This is a genomic window from Paenibacillus terricola (genome assembly GCF_014779765.1).
In the GTDB taxonomy this organism is placed as follows: domain Bacteria; phylum Bacillota; class Bacilli; order Paenibacillales; family Paenibacillaceae; genus Paenibacillus_T; species Paenibacillus_T terricola.
On record NZ_JACXZA010000007.1, the window covers coordinates 39,164 to 64,416 of the forward strand.

Here is a 25,253-nt window from a genome sequence, read left to right on the forward strand (position 1 = left end):
CGTGCGCCCTCGCAAGAGAGCGCCCCTCCCATTCGGCAGCCGCATTCAATGCCCGCAAGGCCGCGCCGTGCGCGGGTTTGTCCGCTTTGCCGCACAATAATTCCATTTTAGCTAATAATCCTCGAAAAGCAAACATATACATGCCTTAGATTGCTTGTCAACGGGAGGGAATCGTTCAATGACTCCACGGCATTTCAAAGGAACTGCGGTGCTACTACTCCTCGCCGCTGTGCTTGTATTTACGTCAGCCCCATGGTTTGGTGATGCTTGGACATCCGAGTATACGTACGCTTATGAGCCAGCAGCCTCGGGTGTAGCAGGCTCGCTTGTCAGCACGAACCCCATTGAAGCCGGCGTGTCCGCTCCCTCCGCACCGACGCCATCGCCATCGGCGGGGAGCAAGACGACTGAGCCGAACACCGTGATGCAGCCAGATGAACAGACGCTTAGCAAGCGCGTAACGGAGTACCATATCGACGTGAAGCTGGACGAGTCCGGCCGGAAGCTTAACGGAGATATGATCGTTTCATGGACGAACCCTGGGCGCAAGCCGGTGTCCGAGATGTATTGGCATCTGTACCCGAATGCGTTCCAATCGACCAAGACGTCCTTCATGCGCGAATCAGGCGGCAAGCTGCGGGAGGATAACGCGACAGCCAACAGCTTCGGCTCGATGTCGATTACATCGCTCATAACCGAACAGGGCGATAGCCTTCTCCCTCGTCTCCATTACGTACAGCCTGACGATGGCAATCCAGACGATCAGACACTGGCCAAGCTGCGGCTGCAAACGCCAGTCCAGCCCAACAAGAGCATTACGTTAAAGATCAGCTTCGAGGTGCAGCTCCCGGAAGTATTCGCACGAATGGGATACTCGAACAATTTCGTTATGGCGGGCCAATGGTTTCCGAAGTTAGCCGTTTATGAGACGGCAGGCACTCGCGGCCGTGCTGCGGAAGGCTGGAATGCCCATCAATACCATGGCAACTCCGAGTTCTACAGCGATTTCGGGATCTACAGCGTCAACATTCATGTACCTGAGCGCTACATCGTCGCCGCAACCGGTTTCCAGACGAAGCCGATTCAGACAAGCGGCAGCTATAAAAGCTATCAGTTCTATGCCGATGACGTGCATGATTTCGCATGGGCGGCGTCGCCGGATTTTGTATACGAAGAGGACTCGCTCTCTGCCCCAGGCATACCCGGCGTTCGAATCAAGCTGTATCTGGACCCGCTGCATGCCAACTTGAAAGACCGTTACCTGCACGCTGCCAAGTCAGCGCTCGTCAAATACGCGCAATGGTATGGGCAGTATCCATATTCGACGCTCTCGATCATCGTACCGCCTAAAGGCGGCAATGGCGCGGGAGGTATGGAATACCCGACGCTTGTCACAGCTTTTGCCGCGGAAGATGATAATCCGGGCTACTCGCTCGAGCGCACCGTCGTCCATGAGATCGGACATCAGTACTGGTACGGCATGGTCGCTTCGAACGAGTTCGAGGAGGCTTGGCTTGATGAAGGTTTCACCTCCTACGCCGAGGACAAAGTGATGGAAACCGAGTATGGCGTCGTGCCGAATCTGGCGCTTGAATCGAGCTATATGACCGATCCTGCACCGCTTAAGCAACTGTCTTGGAGCTACCAGAGCCATGATCACTATGCGGAAAATGTGTACATGCGCGCCAAGCTTGTACTCGTCGGCATCGAGAAGCTCGTCGGCGACAAGACGATGCAGAAGATTATGCGCACCTACTTCCAGAAGTATAAGTTCAACCACCCGTCCACCGCTGATTTCGAACGCGTGGTAGAGCAGGTAACCAAGTCGAAGTGGAGCGATTACTTCCGCCAATATGTATATGGCAATCAGATGGCTGACTTCGAGGTGGAGAGCATCGATGTGCATACCGTCCGTCAGCCGGATGATACGGTCCAATACGAATCGGTTGTTCAAGTGCGTCGTCTGGGGGGCAGCTACGGCCCTATACCGGTCAAGTTCCGATTCACGGATGGCACAACGATTACACGCAGCTGGAACGGTACAGAAAGCACCATGCAGTTCAAGTTCGTCCATGCAACACCGCTCGATTGGGCCGCTGTCGATCCCCAGAATACGAATGTGCTCGACAATCGACACTTCAACAACTATTTGAAAGCCGAGCTGCCGGAGCAAACAGAAGCCCGCTGGAGCCTCGGTGCCGCTAAGCTGCTCGACAGCCTCATTAGCGCACTCGGCTGGTAGAGAGGAACGATTCGTATGAAGCAGCATTTGAAAGCCGGCTGGTCGCTGACGGTCCGTCATCTATACGTAATTATCGTGTTGTTCGTCTATCAGCTGCTCTGGGGCTTCTTCCTATACCGGCTGGTCGACGGCATTATTATCCCGCTGCTGCGCCGTTATCCCGGCAGCGGGATGCCCGCCTCCGCCGCTCGGCTGTACTTGTATGAGGCTGAGTTCCGCCTTATGAAGACCGACCTTATCCAGCCTTATCTATGGACATTCGCCGGATTAATTCTGCTTCGCATGCTGCTGACGCCGATACTTAATGCAGGCTTGTTCCACTCTCTGCATCATGCATCAACCGAGCAGGGAACCCGCTTCCTGCAAGGCGTACGCCGCACCTGGCTGCCGATTACGATGCTTTATTGGATCGAATCGCTGCTCGCGCTTGCTCCGGGTTACTGGCTGCTGCCGCGAGCGCTGTCGACGATCCTCGCCGGCTCATCCATTAAGGGCATTATAATGGAGCTCCTGCCATTCGCTTGCGGTTGGCTGGCATGGGGGATTCTGCTTCATCTGCTCTTCCTCGCGATGCAGCTCAGCTCCGCATCTGGCAGCGGGGCATTCAACGGCCTATGGCGAGCGCTCCGGCATTTCATTCCCTACTTCGGATTATCACTGCTTCTATGGTGCGGAGCTGGCGCAGCAGGGCTGCTCGTCTCCTCTGCTTCGATGCTCTGGGCAGGCTTCCTGGCCATCGTCATCCATCAGGGCTACCGATTCGTGAAGACGATGCTCAAGGTATGGACGATTGCCGCCCAATACGATTGTCTCCAGTCCCGTTCGCAGACATAAGCTGACAATTCTCTAAGACCATTCCTTTTTCTACAGAATTCGAGTTATTCCGATAGGATGATGATGTAGGACCGACGCTGTGAAAGCGCGGTCTTTTTTCGTGTTTTCCGGCCCTAAAATGAGAGATTCTCTCATAAACCAAGCTAAATCCTACTCAATTCATGAGAATTATTAGAAATTCGACACGCAGGAAGGAATTTCTTCAAAAAGTACGAATTATATTCCCCTGTACAATCAAACACTGCCGAATTTCCGTGTACGAAAACGGGGGAACCACACTGGGTGAATTGAGCCCGACCGCGCATGTCCGTTGGACAAGCCGGCCTGAGGGAATCATAGGGGACCTTCAACCGAACCCCACAGCTAACCTCGTAGGCAATGGAAGGAGCACTTACAGGTGCGCAACAAGATAGCGGCAATTTTCCTGGGTCTCGCACTTCTTCTCGCTTTCCAAGCAGGAAGCGCTTTCGCGGACTCGAAGCTCGACACGGTAGTTGATAGCGTTTACGGCACGCCGTACAAGACAGCTGGTACGACGTCCAAAGGCTTCGACTGCTCCGGCTTCACGATGTATGTATTTAAGCAGTTCGGTATTTCTTTGCCTCATTCGTCCTATGATCAAAGCAAGCTTGGCCAGAAAGTTGCCAAGGACGACCTGCGTGCAGGAGATCTCGTATTCTTCAATACGAGCGGCAATGGCGTTTCCCATGTCGGCATTTATGTTGGCGATGGCAAATTCGCTCACGCTTCCTCCTCCAAAGGCGTTACAATCAGCAGCTTAAGCGACTCCTATTATGTAAAGCGTTATCTCTCGGCTCGCCGTGTCATGAACGCTTCATCTTATGAGAAGTATGCCGACGATCCGTCCGACCAAGCCGATGGCGGTCCAGACGTAGACTAAGAAGCACAGCTGCATGATATGCATGGTTCGCCATGCCCACAACAAAACCCGCTCGGGATCGAGCGGGTTTTGTTTATTTTATGCGGCATGCATTTATGTTCTTTAACACTACCCCGCCGCATGAACGAATAAAGACGTTGTTTATTTCTACTATTCTTTTCTCCGAAATTCATTTACTATTTCATATAATATGGAACTCCTATTATTCCATTGGTGAAGATTAGCGATCTTATAGAGACAAGAAGGGGAGTCATCCGATGAGCTTCATTGAAATTCGTCAGCTGACGAAGCAGTTCCGGCAAGCGGTGAAAGAGCCTGGCTTAGCGGGAGCGGTCAAGCATCTCTTCTCGCAGAAGTATGTCGATAAAACGGCTGTGGCGGGCATCAATCTTAACATTGAGGAAGGCGAGACCGTTGCGTATGTTGGTCCGAATGGTGCCGGCAAGTCGACAACGATCAAAATGCTGACCGGCATTCTTATCCCAAGCTCCGGCACGATCAGCGTTGGCGGCATTGATCCCTATCGCAATCGGATGGAGAATGCGCGCACGATCGGCGCTGTATTCGGACAGCGGACGCAGCTGTGGTGGGATATCCCGATCTCGGAAACGTTCTCGCTGTTGAAAGATATTTATGAGATTCCAGAGGCGCTGTACAAACGCAATCTCGATCAGTTCATCGAGCTGCTCGGCATGGAGGATTTCCTCCACCTGACGGCACGCAAGCTGTCGCTCGGCCAGCGAATGCGCGCTGACCTGGCCGCGGCTCTGCTGCACAATCCGCGAACCGTCTATCTTGACGAGCCGACCATCGGTCTCGACATTGCTGTGAAGCAGCGCATTCGCGAATTTATCCGCGCCTCCAACAAAGAACACGGGACGACCGTCATGCTGACAACGCACGACCTCGGCGACATTGAGGATCTATGCAACCGCCTCGTCATTATCGACCAAGGCAGTCTCATCTATGACGGCACGCTTGCTGCAGTGAAGGACCGTTTCGCCCGCGAACGGGTCATTCACTTCCAGCTGGAGAGCGCCGACCTGCCTGCGCTTCGCGAAGCGCTCGACCGTATGCCGAAGGTGACCGCCGACAGGCTAGAGCGGCAGCATGTATCGCTGCGATTCGACCGTTTCCACATTACTGCGAGTGATGTCGCATCTGCCGTCATGCGCTGCGGAGAGGTTGTCGACTTCCGAATCGACGAGCCAGGCATCGAGCATGTCATCAAGCAAGTGTACGAGGGCCGCATCTCGCTCGACGAGCAGCATGCAGGCAAACAAACAGCTGCAGGAACGGAGGCGAATCGCCGATGAACGCATGGCTTCGGCTTCCTCGTTCATGGCGTGCCTATACAGGCATTGCAACACGTTCGATGCAGAACACATTGGCTTACCGACTGTCCTACGTCGTCAATTTTGCATCCAGCTTCGTTCTGCTTATCGCCATGTACGCGTTATGGAACGCGATTTACGCCGGACGCGACGAGCTTGCGGGCATGTCGTGGACGCAGATGAAGACCTATCTGATCATCTCGTTCATCAGCAACTCACTGCTGTCCTATTATTCGGAAACACGCATATCCGGCAAAATTCTCGACGGCAGCGTCTCCGCCGATCTGCTCAAACCGCTCGACTTTCAAAAGGCGCGACTTGCCGAAACGCTTGGCTCAACTGTCATCGAGGGCGGCCTTACCGTTATCATCACATTCATCGTCGTCCTCTCTGCATCAGGCATTCTCAAACCGGACTTCATCCATAGTCTGCTGTTCATCCTTAGCATACTCGCTTCGCTGCTGGTCAAATTCGGCATCGTCTACATCGCCGGACTGCTCTGCTTCTGGTCGACCGGATCGCTTGGCATCGTATGGGCGCGCATGGCGGTAACGAGCTTATTCTCCGGCGCGTTAGTGCCGCTCTCCTTCTTCCCAGGCTGGCTGGAGAAGCTCTCGCTTGTGCTGCCCTTCCAAGGCATCGTACATACGCCTGCTTCCATCTATCTCGAAGAGGTGAACGTATGGGGCGCACTTGGTCTGCTCGCCCTCCAATGCGTGTGGGCATGCGTCCTATGGCTGTGCGGCAAGCTGATGTGGTCGTGGGCTGTACGGCAGATAACGATACATGGAGGATGATCAAAAGCATGTCTATTTTACGCTCAACAAGGCGTACCTTGTTCCTATATCGCAGACTGTTCGGCACGCAGCTGAAAGCTATTCTCGAGTATCAGACCGACTTCTTCATTATGATCGTCTCCGCCGTTCTGACGCAGCTGCTTGGCATCGTGTTCCTGTGGGTCGTCTACAATCGGATTCCGGACATTAACGGGTGGACGTTCTGGGAAGTGGTGTTCATGTACGCGATGATCTATCTAACGGAGGGATTCGGCTCCTTGTTCTTCGAAGGAACCTGGCGGCTTGGCGGTCTCGTCAACCGCGGGGAGCTGGACGTCATGCTGCTTCGGCCGGTATCGCCTATTCTGCAGGTGCTGACCAACGGCATCGGCATGAACGGTCTCGGCAACATCGTTATCGGCTTTATCATGATTGGACAAGCGCTGACCAAAGTCGATCTGCACTGGTCCTTCGGCAAAATCCTTATCGCTATCCTGCTCATCCTCACAGCCGTTGCGATCCGCGTCTCGATCAATCTGGCGGCGAATACAAGCGCGTTCTGGATCAAGAACGCAGGCAACGCCTTCCCGATTATGATTCATAATCTAGGCGAATTCGCGAAGTATCCGATTACGATTTTCTCGATGGGCATTCAACTTCTCGTCGCGGTCCTCGTACCGTTCGCATTCGTCAGCTTCTTCCCGGCTTATTACTTGTTCGACAAAAGCACCAGTCCTTGGATCTGGCTGGCGCCGCCGGTCGCCGCGATTTATTGCGGTGCAGTCGCTTACATGTTGTTCCGGATCGGACTGCGCAAGTATGAGAGTGCCGGCAACTGAGCTTGTTGAACCAAACACAAAGGTCCCGCTCATCAGAGTGGGACCTTCTCAATGTACGTTAAAATCGATTGGAATCATGTCTAGCCTAATTCACCTTCTTGATATGAGCCGAAATAATGGCCGCCGTTTCTCGTACAGCCTTCGCTGCTTGCTCCGTCGCAGCCTTGGTCGTCAATTCATGGCCCCATGACTCATTCCACTCATAGGCCATCTCGACGCCGTCTTTCGTAAACTCGACAACCTCGCCCAAATAATAGTCCCAATGCGTATCCGACTTCACTAACTGATCCGGTCTAATCATATTGCGGATGTAGTCGACGACGGGATCAATGAAGCGCGCATCGTTCGGAATTTGAATCGGAACCTTGGTCAACCTTGCGTTTGACTGCCCGTTTTGTTCACGCATCAACATTACCTCCTGCCTAGGGTCGGAATTTGTATTGATGGAGTTCTCAGAAAGTTCAATTATTTTAATTATATCACCTGAACCGCCGAGAAGTGTTTCATGAGATTAATTTCATATAACGGTTGTCTTACAAATCCTTTTCTCATTTTCCATTTCCAGCTTTATTCTATTATGGTGCCCTGTTGTTTGCGATGATTCTTGTCACAAAATGACATTCCTCTCTTCTCACCTCATTCCATCGCATGAAATGAACCTCGACTATAGTTGGGGGAACCTTCCCGCCGAGGGACCGTATTCGGATACCAGTCTTTCTTCTATACTGAATTCAACGGATTATTCCATTGAAGGAGTCTGAATATGATGAAACCACCTGAAACTGAAACAAAACAGCCGATTCCGCTGCCGCCGGCAGGACCACTCGGACGGTATGTGAGCCAGACGATATATATGCTGTTCATTACGCTGCCGCTATCGATCATCGGCTTCGTCCTGTCGGTCACGCTGACGGCGCTGGGCTTCGGTCTAACACCGCTGCTAATTGGTCTTCCGATTCTGAAGCTAAGCGTTCATCTCTCGCACGCGCTTATGATGGCGGATGCCCGCCGCGTTCGCATGCTGCTCCCTGAGAAATACGCGGCTGCGCTGCCGTACCAGCATGCATTCGGTCCATTCACGTATAAGGACCTGTTCACTTCGACGGCACCGTACCTGCCGCTCAGCTACTGGCTCGTCAAGCTGCCTGCAGCAGTCCTTCAGTTCGCCGCTGCGGCCGTGCTGCCGCTGTCCGGCATTGCCGCACTGCTCTCGCCAGTCGTCTATCTTGTGCTGAAGCAGTATGACATCGAAATTTATCAAGATGATGTTGTGATGGATACGATCTTCCCAATGCTGTCGCCGCTTGAGCGCTCGTACATCGGATCCGGTGTCGGGGTCGTGTTCATTCTGGTCGGCTGGGGTGTATTGTCAAGGCTGACGCATGTTCAAGCCAATCGCACCGCTATATTGCTGCAGCCGCAACCGCATCAGCAACGTCAATCGGCAGTTCAAGCCCCAGTCGTTGCTGCGCAGGAAGTGCCAGCCGACATGCTCTATCAAGCCGCAGCGACTTCAACTGCTCAAGCTGCTTACAGTGATAATACGACAGCCTCGGCAGACTATTCCCTTGACTCGCTGCCGTTCGAACCTTTTGATCCAAATGCGCCAGCACCAGCATCGGCGTCCGATCGTTACGACGGATCTAACGATGATCTGAAGGCCGAGCTCGAGGCACTGCGTCAGCAGCTTCATGCGAAGATGTATCCGCAATGAAGAAATAACAAGGACTAGCAAGCATCCGTCTTCCTTCATGGAGACGGATTGTTTTGCGTATCCGCTATTTTTTAACAAGATAGGGAACCTTTCGAGCGTATTCGATCTCTAATAGGTATAAGCTTGGCTGAAAGGAGACGCCACATTGAACGAACTTATCGATATTGTCGTTCGCGCAAGACAGGGATCGAAGGACGATTTCGTCCGCATGATCCGCATGTACGAGAAGACGCTGTATCGCGTCGCCTTCGGCATGCTGCGGTCGGATGAAGATGCAGCCGATGCGATTCAGGAGACGATCATTGCAGCTTTTCGCCAAATTCACCAGCTGCAGGAGCCTCGTTACGCCCAGACCTGGCTGGTCCGCATCCTTATCAATCAATGCAACGGCATGCTGAAGCGCAAAAGTCAGGTTATTCCGTTGTACGAGAATGACGCTGTCCCTGCACCAACGATCGATGGGCAGAGCGAGGACAAGCTTGATCTATATCATGCGATCGGTTTGCTTGTACCCGAACAACGGGAAGTCATCATGCTGCATTATCTCGAGGATATGCCGCTGAAGGAAATCGGCGATCTGCTCCAGCTGTCGGATGGAACGATCAAATCACGTCTGTATCGGGCAAGAGAAAAACTTGCGATGCTGCTGAAGGGACCTGTGCAAGAGGAGGGATTGCTATGAGCTTCGAAAACTTGATTCGCAAGGAACTAAGGGGAACGACGGAAGAACGTGATCTCCCCATTCCAGATGTGGTGAGAAGAAGAATTGATGAGACGCTTGTCGAGCTGGTTGGCGATGCGTCCACAGCGGACGATATAGTTCAAGACGGGCCCGAGCAACCTCTCCGAAGAAGGGCTAGTCATTCTACCCACCGACTGAAAAGACTAGCGCTTGCGATCGTCTTCCTCCTGCTGTCCACGAGCGTATGGATTGCATCGAATCCCCAGACGGTCGAGTCCATGAAGCCTTATCTGTCTTCTATCTTCGGCTGGATTGGCGATAAAGGCGTGAAAGACAACTTACCGTTGCAGACAACAGGCGAACTGCCGATTCTCGCTGAAGTGAAGAACAACGGATACATTTTGCGAATACATGAAGCGTTCTATGATGGCTTGCAAGTCTCGTTCACCTATACCTTCCGCAAGGAACAAGGCGACATTCCATCGGGGACTTACGTGATGCCGGACTTTCAGCTTGCGCCATCCGCGAAGAAACTGCTGGGCTCCACCAACAAGTTCGATCACGGCGGTTTATATGATGGTTATGAAGCAGGCGTAGTCAAATATTTCGTGCAGAAGAAGCTGCCAGACTCATTCACTCTAGAGGTCAACGTACCGAAGTTTGGCATCGATACGATGGACAACCCTGGGAATTACACGATTAGAAAAGGCGATTGGAGCTTTGCGCTGCCGATTAAGGGTGAAGACCATTCCCATACTGTACAGTGGGACAAGCCGCTGCGTGCCGAACAGGAGAAGAATTCATTCGAAGTGGTAAAGCTGCGTATGTCGGATACGGCTGCGGAATGGCATCTGAGGCTTCAAATTCCACTGAGAATGCGTGAAAGCATGAGCGACGAGAAACAATATCTTTCCTATAAGATCATCGACGAAGATGGCAATATGCTTGAGCCTTCAGGTGAATCGACGAAGGGGCACAACACCGATAATACCTATCCCACAACGGCTGATGCCGCATATATCGAGGACGTTCTAACGCATACGCCCCCTATCCGCAGCGGCACCATAATAACGGTAATACCGATGACGCGGACAATAACAACCGTTGACGGTAAACCAGAGTGGAAGGAAACTCCACTCGAAGGCCTGACGATTAAGGTTCCAGTTGAATAGTTGGTTTTGTGCAAAAAAGGAGCTGCTCTTCACGCCATCTTCGGATAGGCTTGCAGGGCAGCTCCTTGCTGTCTTTACTTATGTACGTTTAACCCCACTGTACGTAGTCGATCTCCAAGAAACGTTCGACTTCGGTCTCCCAACGCTCTGCGACAAATGCCACATGAAGGGGATGGTTGTTATACGCATCGTACGCTTCTTGATCGGCGAATGCCATCGAGAAGCCGTAGTCATAATCATTCTTCGGGCTCACCTGCAGGTTCACCACGAACTGCTCAACCGACGGGATGCTGCTCAGAATGCGACGTCCGTCCGTCAGAAACTGCTGAGCCTCCGCTGATTCGCGTGGATGCTTCAGCGTAAAAATAACCGAATGGATAATGCGAGATTGCTCTGCCATCGTCTTCGCCTCCTGAAAGCTGCTTGCTTCTTCGATATGCTTCTCGCAAGCAAAATTGCTCGCTTCGTAAGCATGCGCTTATACCGATACCTTCTCATCATAGCGCATCAGCGGACAGGCGTGAAGACGATAGATTAACCGCTTAGTCCCAAGGGTGCGTCACGGTGAGATAATCTGCGAATTGCTTGCTCTCCTGACGGCGAAGACGGCGCATCTCAGCGCGCTGCGGCGCTGTCTCGTGCAGCTTCTGCTCTTCCTCGGTCTCCGGCACAACATCCGGCACCTCGATCGGCTTCCGATTCTCATCAAGCGCAACGAATGTGAGGAACGAGGTTGCTGCAATGCTCCGCGCACCGGTCAGCAGCTCCTCCTTGATAACCTTAACGAACACTTCCATCGATGAACGCCCCGTCCAAGTGACGAACGCCTCCAGAGACACTGCGTCAGTCGGTCGAATCGGAGAGAGGAAGTCTACCGAGTCCGTAGAAGCGGTTACGACAGTTTGGCGGCAGTGCTTCGTCGCTGCAATCGAAGCTATATCGTCGATATACGACATTAGCTTCCCGCCGAACAACGTGTTGTGGTTATTCACATCCGTCGGGAATACCCGCGATGTCTTCAAGCATCTTGATTCTCGTGAGAACCGCTGACTCATTCTTATACGCCCCTTCACACTCGATCGTTATACCCGTACTTTAGCATGTCTTAGGGTGGATTGCCATTATGCATCCAATACGGCGTCCAGTGCTAGGCGAAGTCGCTTCAGCATTTCATCAACATCGGAATGCGAAGCGATCAGAGGCGGCATTAACCGAATGACCGAAGGGCTTGGCGCATTAATGATTAAGCCATTCGCCATGGCGGCTGCTACGAGTTCGGGACCTTTGGGCTGAGGAAGGTCGAATGCAAGGAGCAGGCCCATCCCGCGAATGCCCGACAGCTGATAACGCGCTGCAATACTCGATAATTCAGCCTGAATATAGTCCCCCAGCTCCTTAGCGTGATCCGATAGCTGTTGTTCGACAATAGCGCCTACGACAGCCATCCCGACAGCCATCGCAAGCGGCTGCCCTGTGTACGTCCCGCCTTGCTCGCCTGGCTCGAACAGGTTATACCGTTCCTTCGTCAGCATGGCTGACAGCGGGAACCCGCCGCCGATACCTTTGCCTAACGTCATAATATCCGGCTCAATGCCATAATGCTCATACGCGAAAAGCTTGCCCGTACGCCCCAACCCCGTCTGAATCTCGTCGAAAATAAGCAAAATCCCGTGCTCGTCACACAGCTCACGCAGCCCTTGTACGTAGGCAAGATCTGCTGGATGCACGCCGCCCTCTCCCTGAACCGGCTCGATCATAACCGCACATGTCCGCTCGCTAATCGCATCGCGCATGGCCTCGAGATCATTGAACGGTACATGCCGGAAGCCGGGTACCTTCGGTGCGAACAACGGCTCCCAATACGGCTTGCCCGTCGCCGACATCATCGCCAGCGTCCGGCCGTGGAACCCGCCTAGCGTTGTAATAATCTCATAGGCGCCCCCTCGATGGAGAGCGCCGTATTTGCGCGCCAATTTAAGTGCGCTCTCATTCGCCTCCGACCCGCTGCTGCCGAAGAACACGCGGTTGAATACGGATAACTCCGTTAGCTGCTTCGCGAATTCGACCATCGGCTTGTTGTAGAAGCCGGGACTCGCATTCACCAGCTGCGCGGACTGTTCAGCCAGCGCCTCCTGTATAACCTGCGGAGAATGGCCAAGTGCATTGACCGCCCAGCCGCCGATGAAGTCGAGGTACGAACGTCCCTCCGTATCCCATAAGTACATCCCTTCGCCCTTCTCCATGATGACAGCAGGACGTGCAGCCGTGAATAATACCGATTGCTCCGCAGCTTCAATTAGCTGCAAAGTTTCCGGCGAGCGTGATCCAACAGCAGGATTCGGCATTCCAAAAAAACCTCCCCAAATGACAATATGATAATTATTTATACAACAGTATGAATAATTATACAACCATTGTTTTTGGAGAATTTTGCGCGTCCGGATGCTACACCCAGGCGTCGTTGCTGTAACCCCGTTGTTCCCAATAACCCACGTGGTTATCAGCAATAAGCTCGATACGAACGAGCCATTTGACTGATTTGTATGCATACATTGCAGGTACAATCAGCCGTACTGGGCCGCCCAAGTCGCTTGGAATTGGTTTGCCGTCATGCATAACCGCAATCAATACATCAGACATCTGTTCCTGTACCTGCTCAAGCGATAACGCATCGGTATACACCCCGTCGCCGGAGTAAAATTTAATATATTTCGCCTCCGCTTTCACGCCAGCCTCCGCCAGGATCGTTCGCAGCGGAATCCCTTCCCACGTATTGTGATACACAGACCAGCCGGTCACGCAGTGAAAATCACTCACCTGAACCGTTCGCTTCAATTTCACGAATTGATCCCAGGTCCACCGCAGCTTCTTCTCGACCAGCCCATCCACTGTGAAGGACCAATTATTGTTGTCGAAGCTTGGAATCGGGGTTACCGTATAGACGCGGAACTGACCGGTTGAACCGCCGCCGATTGGCGGACTGGATGCCGCTAGCGGCTGCGGCGCGGGCACCATATGGTTGGAGTCGTTCTCAATGAGTTTTTCTAGCGAGTTGCCGCCAATCGAACTGCCGATCGATTGGCCAAGCCATCGAAGAAAAGAGGGTCCGATCAATACAGCAAGTCCCGCGGCAATCGAGCCTCGAATGAACGTGCGGCGCGTATAGAACGGCTCGGGCATCGCCGCCGGATGCAAGTCATTGCTAGCAGATTGGCGCCCTGATGATACTGTACGGCGATTCGGCTCCTTGAGCCATTGCGTCCTCGTAATGGAGTGGTAAATGATGTACGGCAGTCCGATCCATGTAAGCAAATCATGCACCGTCAGAGCTGCATTCGACCATTGCGGTCCAACCGCCTTGAATTGCCACAGCAGCACGCCCGAGGCTAGCCAACCAAGCAATAATGCAAGTACGGCAAACACATTGAATCGCTGCCAAGGCTTGCCCCGCAGCTGTTTCCAGTGTTTCCCGGCGAGCAGCAGATAGTAGATGACAGGCACCAAAGAGCCTAAGCCGACGACGGTATGGATCCATTTGATCCACACTCGGCCTTCCCCCAACAAACCGCGCCAGAAGCCTCCGAGCAGAATAAGCCCCGTTACCGCTAAGGCAACGACAATCCATCCGTTCCATGCATGAAGCATCACGAGCTTTCGACCATAACCTTGTCGCAGCCGATCCAGCAGCTTCGCCACAACGAACAACCCCCTAACGGGTTTTAATTACTACTAGCAATGGAAAATTCAATTCTATGTATGCCCTTTCATTGTATCACCCCAATATTTAAATAAGCTTAAAATCGGCGGGTTACCACACTTCTCAAATTGATAGAATTACAACCTTATTAATGTAGATGAAAGATTAATTGAATCGCTTAAAACAAAAGGTTTTCGTGCATTTCGGAAATGATTTCGGCAGTTCTATTTTTTGCATATGAGCACCATCACGAACACACACTAATAACAGCGGATAGAATATTAATTTTTTCTACAAAACGTGTCCTCGACAACATTGTCAGTTTACTTTTTTCTTGACATCTCTATATACTAGAACCTATGCGTTTTATTCGAATTCAGGGAGGAAAAACCAAATGAGTAAGATTCAAATCGGCATCGTTGGTTACGGTAACCTCGGTAAAGGTGTCGAAAAAGCAATTGCACAAAATCCAGACATGGAGCTTGTAGCAATCTTCACGCGCCGACAACCAGAGGATTTCGCAGGACATGCAGCAAAGTTCGAGCATATCTCGGCAGCTGAGCAGTACAAAGGCAAGATCGACGTTATGATTCTGTGCGGCGGTTCCGCAACGGACCTGCCAGAGCAAACGCCAGTTATCGCGAGCATGTTCAACACGGTTGACAGCTTCGATACGCACGCTAAGATTCCTGAGTTCTTCAACACGGTTAACGCTGCGGCAACGCAAGGCGGCAACCTCTCCGTTATTTCCACGGGCTGGGATCCAGGCCTGTTCTCGCTGAACCGCCTGCTCGCTGAATCGATTCTTCCAGAAGGCAAAGATTACACGTTCTGGGGCAAAGGCGTAAGCCAAGGCCACTCCGATGCAATCCGCCGTGTACCAGGCGTTAAAGGCGGCGTGCAATACACGGTTCCAGTTGAATCCGTAATCGACCGCATCCGTTCCGGTGAAACGCCTGAATTCACGACGCGTGAGAAACACCTCCGCGAGTGCTTCGTTGTCGCTGAAGAAGGCGCTGACCAAGAAGTGATCCGTCAAACGATCGTTTCGATGCCGAACTACTTCTCCGACTACGACACGACCGTAACGTTCATCTCCGAAGATGAGCTCAAAGAGAAACACCAAGGCATGCCGCACGGCGGCTTCGTTATCCGCAGCGGCATCACGGGTGAAAGCACGAAACAAATCATCGAGTTCGGCCTGAAGCTCGAGAGCAACCCTGAATTTACTGCAAGCGTGCTTGTTGCATACGCACGCGCTGCAATCCGTCTCAGCCGCGATGGTCAAAAAGGCGCGAAAACGGTATTCGACATTCCATTCGCTTACCTGTCGCCAAAATCCGGCGAAGAGCTCCGCCGCGAACTGCTGTAATTTGTCGCAGAAACATACGGCGATTAAAAAATTTTAACAACTCAAAAACCCCCGTCGCTATGCGATCGGGGGTTTTTTCTGGTACTTTTTTGTACTCATATACATTTTCTTTGTACTATATAATAGAAGAAAGACGAAAAACCCGAACGAATAGAGCAAATTAATCAGGGGTGAAAGGTTTTTTTAATTGGCGAATGGGGAATCGAATGTTTTAAACTTTGTAATTATCACGGGATGATAGTATAAACGATGTGTGAAAAACTATAAAAGAGCTGGAGGACACGTCCTCGCAGTTACTGAGTAAAGGGAGTGTAGAAACGTGGTAAGTACGATTACGAAAGAACAAACCGCGAAAGAATACGTACAGGCTGTGTATGACAAAGTGATTAGCCGCAACCAAGGCGAAAGCGAGTTCCATCAAGCAGTTAAAGAGATCTTCGACTCTCTGATCCCAGCAATCGAGGCTAATCCTCAGTACATCAAGCACAACATCCTCGAGCGGATCGTTGAGCCTGAGCGCGTTGTTTACTTCCGTGTACCTTGGCTGGACGACAACGGCAACGTACAAGTGAACCGCGGCTTCCGCGTTCAATTCAACAGCGCAATCGGACCTTACAAAGGCGGCCTTCGCTTCCACCCATCCGTTAACGCTAGCATCATCAAGTTCCTCGGCTTCGAACAAATTTTCAAAAACTCCCTTACGGGTCAACCAATCGGCGGCGGCAAAGGCGGCTCCGACTTCGATCCTAAAGGTAAATCCGATAACGAAGTTATGCGTTTCTGCCAAAGCTTCATGACGGAATTGTACCGTTACATCGGTCCAGACACTGACGTACCAGCTGGCGACATCGGTGTTGGCGGTCGTGAAATCGGCTACATGTTCGGTCAATACAAACGTATTCGCAGCGGCAACGAAGCTGGCGTTCTGACGGGTAAAGGTCTGCTGTATGGCGGTTCCCTGACACGTACGGAAGCAACGGGCTACGGCTGCGTATACTTCGTAAACGAAATGCTCGAGTCCAAAGGCCTGAGCTATGAAGGCAGCACAGTTGTTGTCTCCGGTTCCGGTAACGTATCGATCTATGCAATCGAGAAAGCAACGCAGCTCGGTGCAAAAGTCGTAGCATGTTCCGACTCGAACGGCTACATCTACGATGCAGACGGTATCGACCTTGCGCTTGTTAAACAACTCAAAGAAGTTGACCGCAAACGTATCAGCGAATATGTTAAATCGCGTCCGCAAGCAACGTACACGGAAGGCTGCACGGGCATCTGGTCGATCCCTTGCGACATCGCTCTTCCTTGCGCAACTCAGAACGAAATCAACGAAGAGTCCGCTAAGGTCCTCGTTGCTAACGGCGTAAAAGCGATCGGCGAAGGTGCTAACATGCCTTCGACGCTGGAAGCTATCGAAGTGTTCCTGAACGCTGGCGTTCTGTTCGGACCAGCTAAAGCTGCAAACGCTGGCGGCGTAGCCGTATCCGCTCTCGAAATGTCCCAGAACAGCATGCGTCAGTCGTGGACGTTCGAAGAAGTTGACGCTAAACTGCACCAAATCATGAAAAACATCTTCAACAACAGCACAGCTGCTGCTGAGAAGTATGGCCACCCAGGCAACCTCGTTGTCGGCGCTAACATCGCTGGCTTCACGAAAGTAGCAGACATCATGATCGCTCACGGCGTAGTATAAGATTACTACCTTTATAGACGAAAGACCGCGCTTAGGCGCGGTCTTTTTGCTTTGAGGACGAGAGTATGCGACAGAATTGTCGGATAGACCAACGAAGATCCAATTGTGAACATATTTTGTCACAAACAGACCTTAATCTGTATTTTTATGTCTGAATGTGGTTGGCTAGTCCAGCACCCCCGTGATATACTAGCAACAGCGAAGAACGTTCTTGAGCCTCCGGGGCTTAAGGGCGTTTTTATTTTTCTGCCACTGCGAAGAATTCTCCCGTGTATCCCCATTTAGTCAACCGCTCCCCTAATTGTGCCACTTTTCGACGTGTTTCTTCATTAATATGTGTGCAACATTACAGCCTATATTCGCTCCTCCGAACAGAGTTTTGCAAACCCTTACATTACTCTACTCCGTTTCTCCGCTAATCGCCGATTTATCGCCTAACTTGCGAAGGCGTTACACCCTTATACTGCTTATATAGTTTCGTAAAATAGTTCGGATTGTCGCATCCAACCTGACCTGCGATTTCCGTAACGGTGTCGGTCGTGTCGCGCAGCAGACGCTCTGCCTCGTTCATTCGGCACATATTGACGTATTCGACAAAGGTGCGGCCTGTTAGCTTCTTGAACATTTTGCAAAAATGGTACGGGTTCAAGCTCACAACCTTCGCCGCCTGTTCAATCGTCCAACGTTCCCCATAACGCTCCTCCACCTGTCGAAGCAGCGGCTTGAACCGCTCGCGGTTCAGACTGTGCTGCGATTCGCTGCCCGCTCTTCCATCCGACTGATGCGGCAGCAGCGTACGCGCCAACTGTGTAAACAGCATATGCAGATGCGACTTGATAACGAGCGGATAGCCCGGCTGCTTCGCCTCGAACTCTCGCATCATCTGTTCGAGCAGCGCATAGTGCGTCGCACATTCCGAGTTCAACTTATCGGGCTGTACAGGAAGCTGCAGCCTGCCCTCCGCATAGGGTGCCACGAGTTCCGCATGAATAGCATCATGGGACCAATCATTAAACAACGACCCGTTAAACACGATCGAGATGAATCGAATATCCCCGATGCATCGGCTGTAGCCGACATGCAGGCCGCCTGCTGGCACGAACAGAACATCGCCAGGCTCGATCTCATACGGGCGGCTGTCGATATGAAAGACCGCGCTTCCCTGCCTCATGATAATGATTTCGAAATGCTCATGCCAGTGCAGAAACAGTATATTCTGATCCAATCGCGCGTCCGGACAGCGATTATCGAACAGCATGTACGGATAAGTTTTGTGCGCGAGCCTTGTGTTCTCCCATAATGCCTGCGGATACGTCATACATGCCACCCCCACAAGATCCGACTACTATTCCCCAAGATTATATAGAGAATTCAATAAATGATAGCGCTATTATGAAGTTGTTAGTTCTACTATAAGCCAATATTGGAGTGATACACAAGATGAGTAACTTACTGCGCATCGGCACGCTGGTTGGCGGTGGGGACGCGGTTCGCGTCATTCCCCAAATCGTAGGTCATGGGTTCGAATCGTTCAGTCTCACCTTCTGGCAGACGACAGGTTCGGTTGATTTGAAGGAAACGGCGGCTCGCGTTCGCGAACTGGCGGAGGAGCACAATTTTGTTATATCGACGCTTGGCATCTTCGGCAATCCGTTGACAGGTGCAGGCGACAACGCGGATACACTCGCAAGCTGGGAGCGCCTGATCGATCACGCGCATCTATTCGGCACAGACATCGTCTCCGGCTTTACTGGTCGCCTGACGGGCCGCTCTATTGACGATTCCATCCCTGCTTATGCTGAAGTATTCGGAGAACTGGGCCGCCGCGCTGCGGACAAGGGCGTTAGGATCGCATTCGAGAATTGCGATATGGGCGGCACTTGGAACAGCGGCGACTGGAACATTGCACTCAACCCGACAGCTTGGGAGAAGATGTTCAACGCGATTCCATCGGACAACATCGGTCTCCAATGGGAGCCATGCCACCAGATGGTCAGCCTGATCGATCCGATTCCGCAGCTGCGCAAATGGGTATCAAAGGTATTCCACGTGCATGGCAAAGACGCCACGATCGCATGGGACATCGTGAGAGAATACGGCATTCATGGACCGAAAGAGTTCGTCTGGCACCGGACGCCGGGCTTCGGCGATACGAACTGGACAGACATCATCACGATCCTGCGCCAGGCAGGCTATCAAGGCACGATCGACATCGAGGGCTGGCACGACCCGGTTTACCGGGGCGAACTGGAGATGACAGGACAAGTCCACGCATTGAACTATCTTAAAAACTGCCGCGGCGGAAGCATCATTCCGAACCCGGTCTAATTTCAAACGCGGAGGATACGAATGATGACAACCCCTTATCGTATTGCGCTCGTCGGCTGTGGAGGCATTGCGAACCTCTGGATGAAAAATGTGGTTCAACGCAAAGATGCTTCTGTCGTCGCCCTCATTGACGTTCGCGAGGAGTCGGCTAAAGCGATGGCCGAGAAATACGGGCTATCTTGCCCCACGTTCACCGATCTGCAGACAGCCATCGAAGCAACGGATGCGAATCTCGTGCTCGACATTACGATTCCAGCGGCTCACTACGAGATTCGCCGCACCGCGATGCTGAATGGCTGCCACGTATTCGGCGAGAAACCAATGGCCGAAACGATGGAACAATGCAACGATCTCGTAGCGCTTGCCGAACAGACGGATCGCTCGCATGCGATTATGCAGAATCGCCGTTATGAGCCAGGCATTCGTGCGCTGCGCCAATTGATTACGGACGGCACCATCGGCAAACCAGGTTATGTTGGCGCAGACTTCTTTATCGGCGCTCACTTCGGAGGCTTCCGCGATGCAATGGACAGCCCGCTGTTGCTAGACATGTCGATCCATACGTTCGACCAAGCGCGCTTCATCATCGGCGCTGATCCTGTATCCGTCTACTGCCAAGAATTCAACCCTGCCGGCTCTTGGTATGAAGGCAATGCAGCAGCCATCTGCATCTTCGAGATGTCCGACGGCTCGGTGTTCTGCTACCGCGGCTCTTGGTGCGCGGAAGGCCAGCCGACCTCGTGGGAGGCAGACTGGCGCATTACGGGCGAGACGGGAACGGCCATCTGGAACGGCATCGATGCGCCTTATGCGGACGTCGTTGCGCCTGGTGATCAGTCAGGCAAATTCATTAGAGAGTATGTCCGCGTCACGACCGAGAAACAGCCTATGGAGAGTGTCTTCCATGATGGCTGCATCGACGAGATGTTCGAGTCGCTTAACGAAGGACGTCCGTCCGGCACTTCCGGGCACGACAACCGCTACAGCATGGCGATGGTACTGGCCGCGCTCGAAAGCGCACGTACAGGCCAGAAGATTAACATCGCCGCTTTTATGGAACAACAGCAGTAGTGTTTCACTAAGCAGCAGCGGCTCTCCCCGCTCGTCTGAATGGATAAAGCACACAGCAAACAAGCCTCCGACATTCGCTGCATAGGCGATTATCGGAGGCTTTCTTATTGCAACAAAAAAGACACCCAAAGGTGTCTGTGCGTCCAGATATCGAAAACTGGGTGACTTCAAGCAGAGCTTAGGCGTCCTCGCCTTTCATAATATTAGTATAAATCATGGAAAATTATCAGTCTACACTTTTTATCTATTTTGGGATACATTTCTTTAGGCAGCCAAGTCATCTGAAGGAGGGTACTTCCCACTGATTAACCTCTATCGCGTATTCCGCTATTCGATTACTATGCTTAGTCGTGAGGATCGACGACCCGTCATCCGCACAGCCTCACTCGATACCGTCAGCATGCTTATGCTGCCGCTTCGACTGTTCCTAATCAAGCTCGTTATGGATCAGATCCAACGATGGAATCTACCAACGAGTACTCATGAGACGCTCCTGTTCGCCTGCACGGGTCTCGCAGCACTTATGACAGCCGCCGCATTCATCGGCTCCTCTTCTCTGCTCATGCACACCCGCATTTTCGAAATTGGCACCTTGCTCAAGGAACGCATCATCGTGGACACGACCGCTCGTCTTCCCCTTCGCGCCCTTGAATCGCCAACCGTACAGGACGCTCGAAGACGCGCGTTGTTGTACGCTCCTGATGCTGTCTGCCTTGAGGGATTAAGCTTCCTCATCCAAAGTGTGCAGGCGATTCTGCTGATCGGAATCATCTGCCTGCTGGGCTGCTGGCCGCTGGCCGTTGGACTGCTGCTGCTCGGCTGCGGGCAAAGCTGGCTCTACGCTGCCATCGGTTCACGCCTTGAGCGTTCCCAGACCAAGCAGGCTGCCTCACTTCGTCTCGCCGACCATCTTCATCGCCTGCTTATTGCGAAGAGCTCAGCCCAAGAAATTCGAGTCTTCAGCCTCCACACCCTGCTTCAGCAGCGCTGGCTAACCTATAACCAAGATGCAAGCAGGCAGAATGAACGGGCCATTGCCCGGAGCGAACGACAGAAGCTTCTCCCTGAACTATCTTTCTCCCTCATAAGCGGAGTGGCGATTCTGATCATCATGCTCGCAGGTTCATCCGCTTCCAGCTCCGCCGGCGATTATGTTGTGCTGTTTCAATGCGTCACGCTGCTGGCCGGGGCTATTCCCGGCGCTGTGAAGCAGATTGGTTCTTTATCTCAAATGGCCGTCCACTTCAACAACAACAACGCCTATCTTCAACTTGCGGAGGACTCGGCGACTCATCCTCACAACGGCACAGTTACTAATAGCGTTGAACCCATTGGTCTAAGGGTAGAGCAAGTATCATTCCGTTACGATCACGCCGATGACCGCCCTGCGGCAATCGATTCCGTTAGCTTCGAGGTGGAACCAGGCACGAAGATCGCTATTGTCGGTGACAATGGTTCCGGCAAATCAACGCTTGTCAAACTGCTGCTCGGCCTGTATCGTCCGGACGAAGGTGTCATCCAATGGGAGACGAGTCAAGGCACTTGCCAAGCTGGTGATCCGGCGTACCGGACAGCCGCCGTCTTTCAAGACTTCAACCGCTTCCAGCTTAGGCTCCGCGATAATGTTGCCATCGGGGACGTGACCAAGGTCAATGACGATGATGCCATTCATGCAGCACTCGCCAAGGCTGGAGTGAGCCGGCCGCATACACCATTGAACGACATGATCGGCACCGCATTCGGCCGATTCGACTTGTCCGGCGGACAATGGCAGAAGATTGCGGCCTCGCGCGCTTTTATTAGCAAGAACAGCTTCCTCGTCTTCGATGAGCCAACCTCTGCCCTCGATCCGCAAGCGGAACGGGAGGCTTTCGCCAATTTCCTGCAGGCTGCCGAGGGACAGACCGCCGTTCTTGTTACACACCGATTAGGCGCGGCGAAGCTTGCCGACACCATTCTTGTCCTGAAGGATGGACGCTTAATCGAGCAAGGCACACATGCGCAGCTGATAGAAGCACAAGGCGAATATGAACGGTTATATCGCCTGCAAGCGGCTTGGTATGCCTGACCCTAACACTGGCAGCACAGAAAGAAGGAGGCCTTCCCTTGACGCTATATATCCAACGGGCAGCCAGTATCATGAGCCTGTTAAAGCTTATTGTCCGCAAGCACCCCATTCTCACCTGCTTATGGCTGATCGTCCCTCTACTATCGGGCTTTATCATCATTCCTCTGGCAGCGGCCGAGCGGCAGTTGATCGACACGGCCATCGCGTATGCAGGGCTCGACAGGTCAAGCATCTTACAGGCTGCGTGGCCGCCGCTCCTTACGCTGGCTGCGGCATCCGTTGCAGCTGTTCTATTCGCCATGATGAAGAAGCTGACCGATACCTATATGGCGAATCGTGCAGCACGGCAGCTGCTGACAGAGATTCAGAACCGTGCCATCTATGTGCCGCTGGAGCAGCTTGAAAGTCCTGAATACTACGATCGGCTCAGCCGTGCCCAGACTGCGGCAGAGCAGGCATTAACCAGCATACTGTTCGGCGCCGCGGAAACCGTCCGGTTGACCTTCTCCCTTGCCGGAATGATCGTCGTCGCGGCAGCCGGACACTGGACCATTGCGGTGCTCCTATTCATCGTTAGCGTGATCGTCCTCATTCAACGAGTACGGCTTGAGATTAAGGTGAAGCAGGCTGCCCGAGCGTTAACGACAAATGGCCGCATGGCCGATTATTTGAAGCAATCGCTGTCAGAGCCGGCAGTCATCAAGGAGTTAAGCGTATTTCACGCCATCTCCTATATGACCGAGCAATGGTTCGGACGTGCACAGACTTATGAGGTCACACGTAACAATTACCGAAGACGCGAGGGCCGAATGGCCGCTTGGTTCGGCCTCTCCTTCCTCATTCTGCTGTTTGCATCGCTTGCCATTATGATTGGGCGACTCAATCAACATGCCGTTACCGTCGGCACAGTCGCCATCGTGTTCCAGACCATCCTTCAGGCTCAGGGCGTCCCGCTCCAAATGTCGTGGTCATTAGGTCGACTCTATGTGCAAGGTGCTCAGGCTGCTGATCTTGTTGATTTCATCAAGAACAATGAGCCTACTCCGCATCTCTCGCAGCAGCAAGATCTGTTGGACGAGCCCATTCATACGATTCAATTCGACAATGTCAGCTACCGCTATCCTGGCGCACAATCCGATGTGCTGCACGGCCTTCGTGTAACGCTGCGAACAGGAGAAACGACTGCGCTTGTCGGTGACAATGGAGCCGGCAAATCGACTTTCGTAAAGCTTATGCTCGGCTTGTTCGAACCGACAGCCGGCCGCATCCTGGTCAATGGGCACGATATACGTACGCTTGACCAACATTGTCTGCGCCAGCAGCTAAGCGCCGTATTCCAAGATTGCGGTCATTACCCGCTTACCGTGCGAGATTACGTTACTGCAGGAACCAGTTCAACAACAACAGCCACTTCCGATGACAACGAAATTGAGCAAATGTTAGCAGCATGCGGACTCCGTTCCTTGTCTGAGGGGAGCAATGCTCTTGCGCTTAAGCTGACCAATGTATGGCCTGATGGCCGCGAACTGTCAGGCGGGCAGTGGCAGCGGCTTGCGATCAGCAGAGCCGCGCTGCGCAGCAGTCGTGTCATTGCGCTGGACGAACCGACCTCCGCCATCGACCCGAGCGGTGAGCTTGAGCTGTACCGCATGTGCCAATCCCTCTTCCAAGGCAAGCTCGCTGTCTTCGTCTCGCATCGGCTAGGCTGGGCACGGAATGCCGATCGAATTCTCGTCCTGCATAACAGCACCATTGCCGAAGACGGCAGTCATGAGCAGCTTATGGAGCGGAACGGCCTGTACGCCGACTCCTTCCGCGCGCAGGCGGCCTGGTATGAGCCAACGGCTGAGCGGCAGCAGCCTGACACTACTGCGTCATAACAGAACAACCCCCGCCACTGAAATAGGCGGGGGTTGCATTTTACAATAACATAACCATAAAAAGATCCGTCTCGGACCTGCGTACAGAAGCAGTCATTAATTCTCCCAATATACAGTGCTAGGCGTCTACAATCAGCGTACCTTTCATATCCATATGCCCCGAGCCGCAGCGGACCGAGCAGTGGAACTCGAATTGGCCTGCTTGATCAGCGGTAAACTCCGCACTGTTATTTCCTTGTATGTCAACGTTGTAGACGGGGAGCGCAAACCCATGTCCGCCATCATCGCTGGTGAGCGTAATACGGACCTTATCACCCTTCTTCACATGAATCTCTTTCTGATCATACTCCCAATCTTTCGCGCTTACCTTTACTTCAACTACGTCTGCAGCGCTGTCCGTCGTAGATGTTGTCGTGGATGCCGCCGTATCTGTGGATGACGAATCGCTGGACTTGTCCGATTTGCCGCAGCCGCTTAGCATTGCGATCGCGATGACGACCGAAGCAGCGAGTAACGCCGATTTGTTCCTCAGAGGGACCCTCTCCTATCCAATAACGAAATTTAAGCTACCTGCAATACAATAGCATAATTACCTCAAAATTACATGAGTGCCACCTTAATATTGTGCAAGCAATGCTTAGTTTCGTGTATTT

Annotated in this window: 22 protein-coding genes and 1 riboswitch; of the genes, 15 read left to right on the forward strand and 7 right to left on the reverse strand. The window is 52.7% G+C overall.

Going from position 1 to position 25,253, the window contains the following annotated elements; all coding sequences use genetic code 11:
- The first annotated feature begins 178 nt into the window (after positions 1–178).
- From H8B09_RS24035 to H8B09_RS24060, 6 genes are all read left to right on the forward strand, one after another.
- The gene (locus H8B09_RS24035) at positions 179–2,242 is read left to right on the forward strand and encodes a M1 family metallopeptidase (protein WP_191206140.1); all 2,064 of its coding nucleotides are present in this window, start codon (positions 179–181) and stop codon (positions 2,240–2,242) included.
- 15 nt (positions 2,243–2,257) lie between these two features.
- The gene (locus tag H8B09_RS24040) at positions 2,258–3,076 is read left to right on the forward strand and encodes a hypothetical protein (protein ID WP_191206141.1); all 819 of its coding nucleotides are present in this window, start codon (positions 2,258–2,260) and stop codon (positions 3,074–3,076) included.
- 232 nt (positions 3,077–3,308) lie between these two features.
- A riboswitch (cyclic di-AMP (ydaO/yuaA leader) is annotated at positions 3,309–3,469 on the forward strand.
- Positions 3,470–3,473: 4 nt separating this feature from the next.
- On the forward strand, positions 3,474–3,977 hold the full coding sequence (locus H8B09_RS24045) for a C40 family peptidase (protein ID WP_191206142.1): 504 nt from the start codon (positions 3,474–3,476) through the stop codon (positions 3,975–3,977).
- 257 nt (positions 3,978–4,234) lie between these two features.
- Complete coding sequence (locus H8B09_RS24050; protein ID WP_191206143.1) at positions 4,235–5,293, forward strand: ABC transporter ATP-binding protein; 1,059 nt, start codon at positions 4,235–4,237, stop codon at positions 5,291–5,293.
- A complete protein-coding gene (locus tag H8B09_RS24055) occupies positions 5,290–6,108 on the forward strand; it encodes an ABC transporter permease (protein ID WP_191206144.1) in 819 nt (272 codons plus the stop codon). Before H8B09_RS24050 ends, H8B09_RS24055 begins: the two co-directional genes overlap by 4 nt.
- An 8-nt stretch (positions 6,109–6,116) precedes the next feature.
- Positions 6,117–6,926, forward strand: coding sequence for an ABC transporter permease (locus tag H8B09_RS24060; protein WP_191206145.1), 810 nt, complete (start codon positions 6,117–6,119; stop codon positions 6,924–6,926).
- A gap of 85 nt (positions 6,927–7,011) precedes the next feature.
- Here the strand turns inward: H8B09_RS24060 and H8B09_RS24065 are convergent, their stop codons facing one another.
- Entirely contained in the window at positions 7,012–7,332 is a 321-nt protein-coding gene (locus H8B09_RS24065) for a hypothetical protein (RefSeq protein WP_191206146.1), read from the reverse strand.
- A 357-nt stretch (positions 7,333–7,689) separates the two neighbouring features.
- On the opposite strand from H8B09_RS24065, the gene H8B09_RS24070 reads away from it, so the two are divergent.
- The 3 genes from H8B09_RS24070 (at position 7,690) to H8B09_RS24080 (ending at position 10,494) form a co-directional block, all read left to right on the forward strand.
- Entirely contained in the window at positions 7,690–8,640 is a 951-nt protein-coding gene (locus H8B09_RS24070; protein ID WP_224753953.1) for a sensor domain-containing protein, read from the forward strand.
- Between the two features lie 145 nt (positions 8,641–8,785).
- The gene (locus tag H8B09_RS24075) at positions 8,786–9,322 is read left to right on the forward strand and encodes a sigma-70 family RNA polymerase sigma factor (RefSeq protein WP_224753954.1); all 537 of its coding nucleotides are present in this window, start codon (positions 8,786–8,788) and stop codon (positions 9,320–9,322) included.
- Positions 9,319–10,494 carry a DUF4179 domain-containing protein gene (locus H8B09_RS24080; protein WP_191206148.1) on the forward strand — a complete coding sequence of 392 codons (1,176 nt, stop codon included), beginning with the start codon at positions 9,319–9,321 and terminating at the stop codon, positions 10,492–10,494. The genes H8B09_RS24075 and H8B09_RS24080 overlap by 4 nt, the downstream gene beginning before the upstream one ends.
- An 88-nt stretch (positions 10,495–10,582) precedes the next feature.
- Here the strand turns inward: H8B09_RS24080 and H8B09_RS24085 are convergent, their stop codons facing one another.
- The 4 genes from H8B09_RS24085 to H8B09_RS24100 all read right to left on the reverse strand — a co-directional run bounded on the left by H8B09_RS24085 (position 10,583) and on the right by H8B09_RS24100 (position 14,190).
- Positions 10,583–10,894: a Dabb family protein gene (locus H8B09_RS24085; protein WP_191206149.1), complete on the reverse strand. Its 312-nt coding sequence runs from the start codon at positions 10,892–10,894 to the stop codon at positions 10,583–10,585.
- Positions 10,895–11,036: 142 nt separating this feature from the next.
- Positions 11,037–11,549, reverse strand: coding sequence for an acyl-CoA thioesterase (locus tag H8B09_RS24090; protein ID WP_191206150.1), 513 nt, complete (start codon positions 11,547–11,549; stop codon positions 11,037–11,039).
- Between the two features lie 66 nt (positions 11,550–11,615).
- Entirely contained in the window at positions 11,616–12,839 is a 1,224-nt protein-coding gene (locus H8B09_RS24095) for an aspartate aminotransferase family protein (RefSeq protein ID WP_191206151.1), read from the reverse strand.
- 100 nt (positions 12,840–12,939) lie between these two features.
- Positions 12,940–14,190 (reverse strand): molybdopterin-dependent oxidoreductase, encoded by a 1,251-nt coding sequence (locus tag H8B09_RS24100; protein WP_318152737.1) that lies wholly within the window; start codon positions 14,188–14,190, stop codon positions 12,940–12,942.
- 395 nt (positions 14,191–14,585) lie between these two features.
- Here H8B09_RS24100 and H8B09_RS24105 point away from each other — a divergent pair, with 395 nt between their 5' ends.
- On the forward strand, positions 14,586–15,563 hold the full coding sequence (locus H8B09_RS24105; RefSeq protein WP_191206152.1) for a diaminopimelate dehydrogenase: 978 nt from the start codon (positions 14,586–14,588) through the stop codon (positions 15,561–15,563).
- A 319-nt stretch (positions 15,564–15,882) separates the two neighbouring features.
- Positions 15,883–17,253 (forward strand): NADP-specific glutamate dehydrogenase, encoded by a 1,371-nt coding sequence (gene gdhA, locus H8B09_RS24110; RefSeq protein ID WP_191206153.1) that lies wholly within the window; start codon positions 15,883–15,885, stop codon positions 17,251–17,253.
- A 427-nt stretch (positions 17,254–17,680) separates the two neighbouring features.
- On the opposite strand, the gene H8B09_RS24115 is transcribed toward gdhA, so the two are convergent.
- Entirely contained in the window at positions 17,681–18,571 is an 891-nt protein-coding gene (locus tag H8B09_RS24115; RefSeq protein ID WP_191206154.1) for a helix-turn-helix transcriptional regulator, read from the reverse strand.
- Between the two features lie 122 nt (positions 18,572–18,693).
- Between H8B09_RS24115 and H8B09_RS24120 the strand changes: the two genes are divergently transcribed.
- The 4 genes from H8B09_RS24120 to H8B09_RS24135 all read left to right on the forward strand — a co-directional run bounded on the left by H8B09_RS24120 (position 18,694) and on the right by H8B09_RS24135 (position 24,600).
- Positions 18,694–19,581 (forward strand): sugar phosphate isomerase/epimerase family protein, encoded by an 888-nt coding sequence (locus H8B09_RS24120; protein WP_191206155.1) that lies wholly within the window; start codon positions 18,694–18,696, stop codon positions 19,579–19,581.
- 24 nt (positions 19,582–19,605) lie between these two features.
- Complete coding sequence (locus H8B09_RS24125; protein WP_191206156.1) at positions 19,606–20,652, forward strand: Gfo/Idh/MocA family protein; 1,047 nt, start codon at positions 19,606–19,608, stop codon at positions 20,650–20,652.
- A 340-nt stretch (positions 20,653–20,992) separates the two neighbouring features.
- Entirely contained in the window at positions 20,993–22,720 is a 1,728-nt protein-coding gene (locus H8B09_RS24130) for an ATP-binding cassette domain-containing protein (RefSeq protein ID WP_191206157.1), read from the forward strand.
- Between the two features lie 38 nt (positions 22,721–22,758).
- On the forward strand, positions 22,759–24,600 hold the full coding sequence (locus H8B09_RS24135; protein WP_191206158.1) for an ABC transporter ATP-binding protein: 1,842 nt from the start codon (positions 22,759–22,761) through the stop codon (positions 24,598–24,600).
- A 118-nt stretch (positions 24,601–24,718) separates the two neighbouring features.
- Here H8B09_RS24135 and H8B09_RS24140 read toward each other — a convergent pair whose 3' ends face one another.
- Positions 24,719–25,081 (reverse strand): cupredoxin domain-containing protein, encoded by a 363-nt coding sequence (locus H8B09_RS24140; protein WP_191206159.1) that lies wholly within the window; start codon positions 25,079–25,081, stop codon positions 24,719–24,721.
- Between the last annotated feature and the right edge of the window lie 172 nt (positions 25,082–25,253).

Excerpts from the sequence above, each read along its gene's own strand:
- H8B09_RS24050 (WP_191206143.1), top strand. The coding sequence starts at position 4,235 with ATGAGCTTCATTGAAATTCGTCAGCTGACGAAGCAGTTCCGGCAAGCG.
- H8B09_RS24120 (WP_191206155.1), top strand. The coding sequence starts at position 18,694 with ATGAGTAACTTACTGCGCATCGGCACGCTGGTTGGCGGTGGGGACGCG.
- H8B09_RS24085 (WP_191206149.1), bottom strand. The coding sequence starts at position 10,894 with ATGGCAGAGCAATCTCGCATTATCCATTCGGTTATTTTTACGCTGAAG.
- H8B09_RS24095 (WP_191206151.1), bottom strand. The coding sequence starts at position 12,839 with ATGCCGAATCCTGCTGTTGGATCACGCTCGCCGGAAACTTTGCAGCTA.
- H8B09_RS24055 (WP_191206144.1), top strand. The coding sequence starts at position 5,290 with ATGAACGCATGGCTTCGGCTTCCTCGTTCATGGCGTGCCTATACAGGC.
- H8B09_RS24090 (WP_191206150.1), bottom strand. The coding sequence starts at position 11,549 with ATGAGTCAGCGGTTCTCACGAGAATCAAGATGCTTGAAGACATCGCGG.
- H8B09_RS24105 (WP_191206152.1), top strand. The coding sequence starts at position 14,586 with ATGAGTAAGATTCAAATCGGCATCGTTGGTTACGGTAACCTCGGTAAA.
- H8B09_RS24035 (WP_191206140.1), top strand. The coding sequence starts at position 179 with ATGACTCCACGGCATTTCAAAGGAACTGCGGTGCTACTACTCCTCGCC.
- H8B09_RS24130 (WP_191206157.1), top strand. The coding sequence starts at position 20,993 with ATGCTTAGTCGTGAGGATCGACGACCCGTCATCCGCACAGCCTCACTC.
- H8B09_RS24040 (WP_191206141.1), top strand. The coding sequence starts at position 2,258 with ATGAAGCAGCATTTGAAAGCCGGCTGGTCGCTGACGGTCCGTCATCTA.
- H8B09_RS24080 (WP_191206148.1), top strand. The coding sequence starts at position 9,319 with ATGAGCTTCGAAAACTTGATTCGCAAGGAACTAAGGGGAACGACGGAA.
- H8B09_RS24070 (WP_224753953.1), top strand. The coding sequence starts at position 7,690 with ATGATGAAACCACCTGAAACTGAAACAAAACAGCCGATTCCGCTGCCG.
- H8B09_RS24125 (WP_191206156.1), top strand. The coding sequence starts at position 19,606 with ATGACAACCCCTTATCGTATTGCGCTCGTCGGCTGTGGAGGCATTGCG.
- H8B09_RS24115 (WP_191206154.1), bottom strand. The coding sequence starts at position 18,571 with ATGACGTATCCGCAGGCATTATGGGAGAACACAAGGCTCGCGCACAAA.
- H8B09_RS24140 (WP_191206159.1), bottom strand. The coding sequence starts at position 25,081 with ATGCTAAGCGGCTGCGGCAAATCGGACAAGTCCAGCGATTCGTCATCC.
- H8B09_RS24065 (WP_191206146.1), bottom strand. The coding sequence starts at position 7,332 with ATGCGTGAACAAAACGGGCAGTCAAACGCAAGGTTGACCAAGGTTCCG.
- H8B09_RS24060 (WP_191206145.1), top strand. The coding sequence starts at position 6,117 with ATGTCTATTTTACGCTCAACAAGGCGTACCTTGTTCCTATATCGCAGA.